Below are 6510 nucleotides of genomic sequence, written 5' to 3'. Positions count from 1 at the left end.
TGGGTGAGGCCACCTTGGTCAGCGACCGGAGGTGCACCACGACGCCGTCCGGGTCCTCCGCGGCGAGTGGGGGCGGCAGCGGTCCGGCGTCCTCGCGAGCAGCGCCCGCCGCACCGCGTCCGCGACGCTGCCGTCGTGGGTGCGCAGGTCGGCGCCGCGCAGCCGGACCGTGGGCGCCGGGGCCGCGCCCCGGGCCCGCCGCGCCACCAGCGCCGCGAGCTCCGTGCTGCGCCCCTCCCCCGGGCCTCCGACGAGGGCCAGCACCCGCGCCCCGGACGAGCCGAGGAACGCCGCGAACTCCGCGGCCGGCTCCGGGCGTTCCACCGGGGTCCAGCGTCCTTCACCGGCCGGCGCCGCGGGGTGGGAAGCGGCGGTCAGCTCCAGCACCGCCGCAAGGTTGAGGTCTCGTCCGTACGCGGGCACGGTGGCTCCGTTGCGCTCCAGCAGCGCGGCGAGCGGGCCGTCCGGTGCCGCCGCTGCCGCGGCGCGCAGCGGCACGGCGAACGCCGCCGCCCGGTGCGCGGCGTGCAGGGCGGTGCCCAGCACGGCCACGACGGTGCCGGTCGCGGCGTCCAGCACCGGGCCGCCGGTGGCCCGGGCGCCGAGCCGGGGACCGCCCGCGTCCGGCCCGTCGAAGGTCAGTTCCAGGGCCTGGCCGAGGCGGTGGAAGCGGTCGGTGGCCGTGTAGGTCACCCCGCTCGTGACGGTGTCGGCGCGGGCGTCGGTCCACTCCCGGGCCCGGAGCCGCACTCGCGTGCCGGAGAACGCCGTACGGGCCGCGACGGGCAGCGGCGGCACCGGCAGGCCCTCGGTCCGGACGAGCGCCAGGCCGGACTCGGGCAGTGCGGTGATGGCGTCGGCCTCGGCGAGCCGGACCTGCCCGTCGGGGGTGTGCAGCACCAGTCGCACCAGGCCGTCGACGGTCTCATGGCTGGTGAGCAGGGTGCCCCGGTCGTCGGCGAGGAAGCCGGTGCCGCGGGGCCGCCCGGCCAGGTCGCAGACCCGGATCAGCGCAGCGTCCACCTCGGCCATGCGCACCGTCATCCGACGAACCTCCCGATCGGGCCCGGGCACGCCGCGGTGAAGCCTGATGTCACCGACCCGGATCCACAGTCCGGTCGCCGACCGTAGCGGGTGGTGATCAACAAGAGCGTTCGCGAAGCGAACGCGCCCCCTTCCGCGCCGGTTCTTCACTCCGAGCGCCTGCCCATTGGGGTGACGAGGGACAACGAAGTGGACAGACACTCCGGGAGGGGGCGTGCAGCGGGGAACGCGTTCGGGGTTCGCCGTCCTCCGCTGCACGTCGGCGGGCACAGCGCCGAGCGCTGTGCCCGCCGAGCCGGGGTTCGTCGAGCCGGGGCCGTCGAGTCCGCCTGACAGCGATGGCCGTCGAGGCCCTGCCCCGCGGTATCCCGCCGGGCGCCCACCGGTCGGACGCCGCCGGGTAACCGGACGGGACCCACCTGACAGGACTCACCGGACAGGACCTGCCACACAGCACCTGCCGGACAGCACCTGCCGGACGAGACCCGTCGGACGGGACCCGCCGGACGGGAGCTAGGCGAAGACCGCCAGGCTCTTGGCCTTGCCCGCCGCATCCTCCACCAGGGCGAGCAGCCGCCCGTCCGGCCCGAAGACCGCGGTCGGCCCGGAGGCGGCCAGGCCCGGCGCGGCCAGCCGGACGCCGTTGGCGAGCAGGCGCGCCTGCTTCTCGTCCACGTCCCAGCGCGGGAAGGCCGCCGCCGCGGCCTCCGCGATCGGCAGCACCGTCAGGGACTCCTGGTGCTCGTCGAGCGTCCGCGCCCGGTCCAGGCCGTACGGGCCGACCCGGGTCCGGCGCAGGGCGGTCAGATGGCCGCCGACGCCCAGCCCGGCCCCCAGGTCGCGGGCGAGCGCCCGGATGTAGGTGCCGGAGGAGCAGACGACCGAGACCAGCAGGTCGAGGACGGCGGTACCGTCCTCCGCGGTCTCCTCCCGCACGTCGTACACGACGAACGACGACACCGTCACCGGTCGGGCCGGGAGCTCGAACTCCTCGCCCTCCCGGACCCGGGAGTAGGAGCGCTTGCCGTCGACCTTGATGGCGCTGACCTTGGACGGCACCTGCATGATGGCGCCGGTCAGCCGGGCGATCCCGGCGTCGATGTCCGCGCGGGCGACCCCGGAAGCGTCGGCGGAGGCCGTGATCTCGCCCTCCGCGTCGTCGGTGACCGTGGTCTGCCCGAGGCGGACGGTCCCGACGTACTCCTTCTCGGTCAGCGCCAGGTGGCCGAGCAGCTTGGTCGCCTTCTCGACGCCGAGGACCAGCACGCCCGTCGCCATCGGATCGAGCGTTCCGGCGTGGCCGACCCGCCGGGTCCCGGCCATCCCGCGCATCTTGGCCACGACGTCGTGCGAGGTGAAACCGGCCGGCTTGTCGACGATGACCAGGCCGTCCGGTCCCGTGCTTCTGCGCTTCATTCGGAGGCTTCGTCCTCTTCCGGCTTGCGGTACGGGTCCGCCTCACCGGCGTAGGACGCGCCGGTGGACGCCTCCCGGACCTCGGCGTCCTTCGCCCGCGCCCGGTCGAGCAGGTCGTCGATGGTGCGGGCGTTGTCCGGCAGGGCGTCCGGCACGAACGCCAGGGTCGGGGTGAAGCGCACCCCGGTCTGCCGGCCCACCTCGGACCGCAGAATGCCCTTGGCGCTCTCCAGGGCGGCCGCCGAGGCGGCGCGCTCCTCGTCGTCGCCGTAGACCGTGTAGAAGACCGTCGCCTCCCGCAGGTCACCGGTCACCCGGGCGTCCGTGATCGTCACGAACCCCAGCCGCGGATCCTTGATACGCCGATCCAGGGTCTCCGCGACCACGACCTGGATGCGGTCGGCCAGCTTGCGGGCCCGCGCGTTGTCGGTCACCGGTCCGTCTCCTTCTTCTCTTCCCTCATGTTGATGCTCGCGGCGCGGACGCCGGTCACGCGTCGTCGCCGCCGTGGAACCGCCGCCGCACGGACAGCAGCTCCACCTCGGGCCGTGCGGCGACCATGCGCTCGCAGCGGTCCAGTACGTCCGTGAGATGCCCCGGGTCCCCGGAGACCACCGCGAGACCGATCTCGGCTCTGCGGTACAGGTCCTGCTCGCCCACCTCCGCCACGCTCACCGCGTACCTGCGGTGCAGTTCGGCGACGATCGGGCGGACGACGGAGCGTTTCTCCTTCAGCGACCGTACGTCGCCGAGGAGCAGGTCAAAGGACAGTGTCCCTACATACATGCAGTCCGGGTCAAGCCACCCGTGGGGCCTCGTCCAGCACCATCCCGCCGACGGTCCGGCCGGGACACAAGAACGGTACACGCAACGGCCGGGGCCGATCGACGGAAATTACCTCCGCCGACCGGCCCCGGGCCGCTCTGCCTGCGATCAGCCGCGCGGCTTCTCGCGCATCTCGTACGTCGCGATGACGTCGTCGATCTTGATGTCGTTGAAGCTGCCGAGGTTGATACCGCCCTCGTAGCCCTCACGAATCTCGGTGACGTCGTCCTTGAAGCGACGCAGGCCCTCGATGTTGAGGCTCTCCGCGACGACCTTGCCGTCCCGGATGAGACGGGCCTTGGTGTTGCGCTTGACCTCGCCGGAGCGGATGAGGACACCCGCGATGTTGCCGAGCTTGGAGGAGCGGAAGATCTCGCGGATCTCCGCCGTGCCGAGCTCGACCTCTTCGTACTCCGGCTTGAGCATGCCCTTGAGGGCCGCCTCGATCTCCTCGATCGCCTGGTAGATGACCGAGTAGTAGCGGACGTCGACGCCCTCGCGCTCGGCCATCTGCGTCGCCCGGCCCTCGGCCCGGACGTTGAAGCCGATCACGATCGCGTCGGAGCCGGACGCCAGGTTGATGTCGGACTCCGTGACCGCACCGACGCCTCGGTGCAGCACCCGGATGTCGACCTCTTCGCCGACGTCGAGCTGGAGCAGCGAGGACTCGAGAGCCTCCACCGAACCGGACGCGTCGCCCTTGATGATGAGGTTGAGCTGCTGCACCTCGCCGGCCTTGAGCACCTTGTCGAGGTCCTCGAGGGACACCCGGCGGGTGCGCTTGGCGAAGGCGGCGTTGCGCTCGCGCGCAGCGCGCTTCTCGGCGATCTGGCGGGCCGTGCGGTCCTCGTCGACGACGAGGAAGTTGTCGCCGGCGCCCGGGACGTTGGTGAGACCCAGGACCAGGACGGGGGTCGACGGACCCGCTTCCTCCACGTGGTTGCCGTTGTCGTCGAGCATCGCCCGGACGCGGCCGTACGCGTCGCCGGCGACCATCGTGTCGCCGACCCGCAGGGTGCCGCGCTGGACGAGCACGGTGGCCACGGCGCCGCGGCCGCGGTCGAGGTGGGCCTCGATCGCGATGCCCTGCGCGTCCTGCTCCGGGTTGGCCCGGAGGTCGAGCGCGGCGTCCGCGGTGAGGACGACGGCCTCCAGCAGGCTGTCGATGTTCTCGCCCTGGCGGGCGGAGATGTCGACGAACATGGTGTCGCCGCCGTACTCCTCGGCCACCAGACCGAACTCGGTCAGCTGACCGCGCACCTTCGTCGGGTCCGCGCCCTCGACGTCGATCTTGTTGACCGCGACCACGATCGGCACGTCGGCCGCCTTGGCGTGGTTCAGCGCCTCGATCGTCTGGGGCATGACGCCGTCGTTGGCCGCCACCACGAGGATCGCGATGTCGGTCGACTTGGCGCCTCGGGCACGCATGGCGGTGAACGCCTCGTGACCCGGGGTGTCGATGAAGGTGATGCGACGCTCTTCACCGTTGACCTCGGTGCCCGCCTGGTAGGCGCCGATGTGCTGGGTGATGCCGCCGGCCTCGCCCGCGATGACGTTCGTCTTGCGGATCGCGTCCAGCAGTCGCGTCTTACCGTGGTCGACGTGACCCATGACGGTCACCACCGGCGGACGCGGGGCGAGCATCTCCTCGCCGCCCTCGTTCTCCCCGAAGTCGATGTCGAAGGACTCGAGAAGCTCGCGGTCCTCCTCCTCCGGGCTGACGATCTCGACGGTGTAGTTCATCTCGCCGGCGAGCAGGTGCAGCGTCTCGTCGGAGACCGACTGGGTCGCCGTGACCATCTCGCCGAGGTTGAGCATGACGGCGACGAGCGACGCCGGGTTCGCGTTGATCTTCTCCGCGAAGTCGGTGAGCGACGCACCGCGCGACAGCCGGACGGTCTGTCCGTTGCCGCGAGGCAGCATCACGCCGCCTACCGACGGGGCCTCCATGGCCTCGTACTCCTGGCGCCTCTGGCGCTTGGACTTGCGGCCACGACGCGCCGGTCCGCCGGGACGGCCGAACGCACCCTGGGTGCCACCGCGGCCACCGGGGCCGCCGGGACGCCCGCCGAAGCCGGGACGGCCACCGCCGCCGCCGAAGCCACCGCCGGGACGGCCGCCGAAGCCACCGCCGCCGCCACCCGGACGACCGCCGCCGCCGGGACCCGCGGGACGACCCGCGAAGCCGCCGCCGCCCGGACGACCGCCGCCACCGGGACGACCGCCGCCACCGGGGCCACGACCGCCGCCGCCACCGGGGCCCGGACGCGGGCCGGCAGCGGGACGCTGCGGCATCATGCCCGGGTTCGGACGGTTGCCGGGAGCGCCGCCGCCGGGACGGGGACCGCCCTGGCCGGCGCCGCCCTGCGGACGGGGCATGCCGCCCGGGGTCGGACGGGCGCCGCCCTGACCGCCGGGACGCGGGGCACCGCCGGGACCGCCCTGCGGACGCGGGCCGCCGGGGCCGCCCTGGCCGCCGGGACGGGGAGCGCCGCCCGGACGCGGCGCGCCACCGGGACGGGGCGCCTGCGGGCGCGCCATGCCGGTGCTGCCGCCGGAGGTGAAGGGGTTGTTGCCCGGACGCGGGCCGGTCGGACGACCGCCGCCGCCACCGGGACGCGGAGCGCCCTGACGGTCACCGCCGGGACGCGGGGCACCCGGACGGGCGCCGCCGTCGCCACGGCCCTGGCCGCCCTGACCGCCCTGGCCGGAGGCCTGCGGGCGGGCCGGACGCGGACCGGGGGTGGCGCCGGGCTTGGGGCCGGACGCCGCCGGAGGCGCGGTGAACTCCGGGGAGGCCGGAGCCGGGGTCGCGGGCTGGGCCGGACCGGGCTTCGGGGCCGGAGGCTTCGGGCCCGGCGTGGGACGCGGCCCCGGAGTGGGGGGCGTGGGAGTGCTGCTCTTCGGCGCCTCGGCGGCGGCCGGCTTGGGGCCGGGCGCCGGGGGCTTCGGGGCAGCAGGACGGGCCGTCGCACCCGGAGTGGGCGCGGACGGCTTGGCAGGCGCCGCCTTGCGGGGCGCGGAGGGCTTACCGCCGGCACGGCCGGAGCCGTTGCCCTGCTGGAAAGCGTCAGTCAATTTGCGCACGACCGGCGCCTCGATCGTCGAGGACGCCGAACGCACGAACTCACCGAGTTCTTGGAGCTTGGCCATGACGACCTTGCTCTCAACTCCGAACTCCTTGGCGAGTTCGTATACCCGGACCTTAGCCACTTCGCTCCTTTT

4 protein-coding genes and 1 pseudogene are annotated in these 6510 nt (G+C 73.8%); all 5 read right to left on the bottom strand.

Annotated elements, in window-relative coordinates; all coding sequences use genetic code 11:
* Nucleotides 1-603: 603 nt before the first annotated feature.
* Nucleotides 604-1032, bottom strand: a pseudogene (locus ABT112_RS31840) (trypsin-like peptidase domain-containing protein); the annotation flags it as partial.
* A gap of 525 nt (nucleotides 1033-1557) precedes the next feature.
* The gene (gene truB / locus ABT112_RS31835) at nucleotides 1558-2460 is read right to left on the bottom strand and encodes a tRNA pseudouridine(55) synthase TruB (RefSeq protein WP_351515269.1); all 903 of its coding nucleotides are present in this window, start codon (nucleotides 2458-2460) and stop codon (nucleotides 1558-1560) included.
* Complete coding sequence (gene rbfA / locus ABT112_RS31830; RefSeq protein WP_351515268.1) at nucleotides 2457-2894, bottom strand: 30S ribosome-binding factor RbfA; 438 nt, start codon at nucleotides 2892-2894, stop codon at nucleotides 2457-2459. Before rbfA ends, truB begins: the two co-directional genes overlap by 4 nt.
* Nucleotides 2895-2949: 55 nt before the next feature.
* Nucleotides 2950-3246, bottom strand: coding sequence for a DUF503 domain-containing protein (locus ABT112_RS31825; protein ID WP_351515267.1), 297 nt, complete (start codon nucleotides 3244-3246; stop codon nucleotides 2950-2952).
* Between the two features lie 147 nt (nucleotides 3247-3393).
* The gene (infB, locus tag ABT112_RS31820; RefSeq protein WP_351515266.1) at nucleotides 3394-6498 is read right to left on the bottom strand and encodes a translation initiation factor IF-2; all 3105 of its coding nucleotides are present in this window, start codon (nucleotides 6496-6498) and stop codon (nucleotides 3394-3396) included.
* Between the last annotated feature and the right edge of the window lie 12 nt (nucleotides 6499-6510).

Origin of the sequence: Streptomyces sp. NPDC002055 (assembly GCF_040296705.1) — a bacterium.
In the GTDB taxonomy this organism is placed as follows: Bacteria; Actinomycetota; Actinomycetes; order Streptomycetales; family Streptomycetaceae; genus Streptomyces.
Note: the sequence above shows the minus strand (reverse complement) of the source record. Positions and strands in the feature narration are given on the sequence as shown.

Bases quoted from the DNA above. Each gene is read 5' to 3' on its own strand.
- truB (WP_351515269.1), bottom strand. From the start codon at position 2,460: ATGAAGCGCAGAAGCACGGGACCGGACGGCCTGGTCATCGTCGACAAG.
- ABT112_RS31825 (WP_351515267.1), bottom strand. From the start codon at position 3,246: ATGTATGTAGGGACACTGTCCTTTGACCTGCTCCTCGGCGACGTACGG.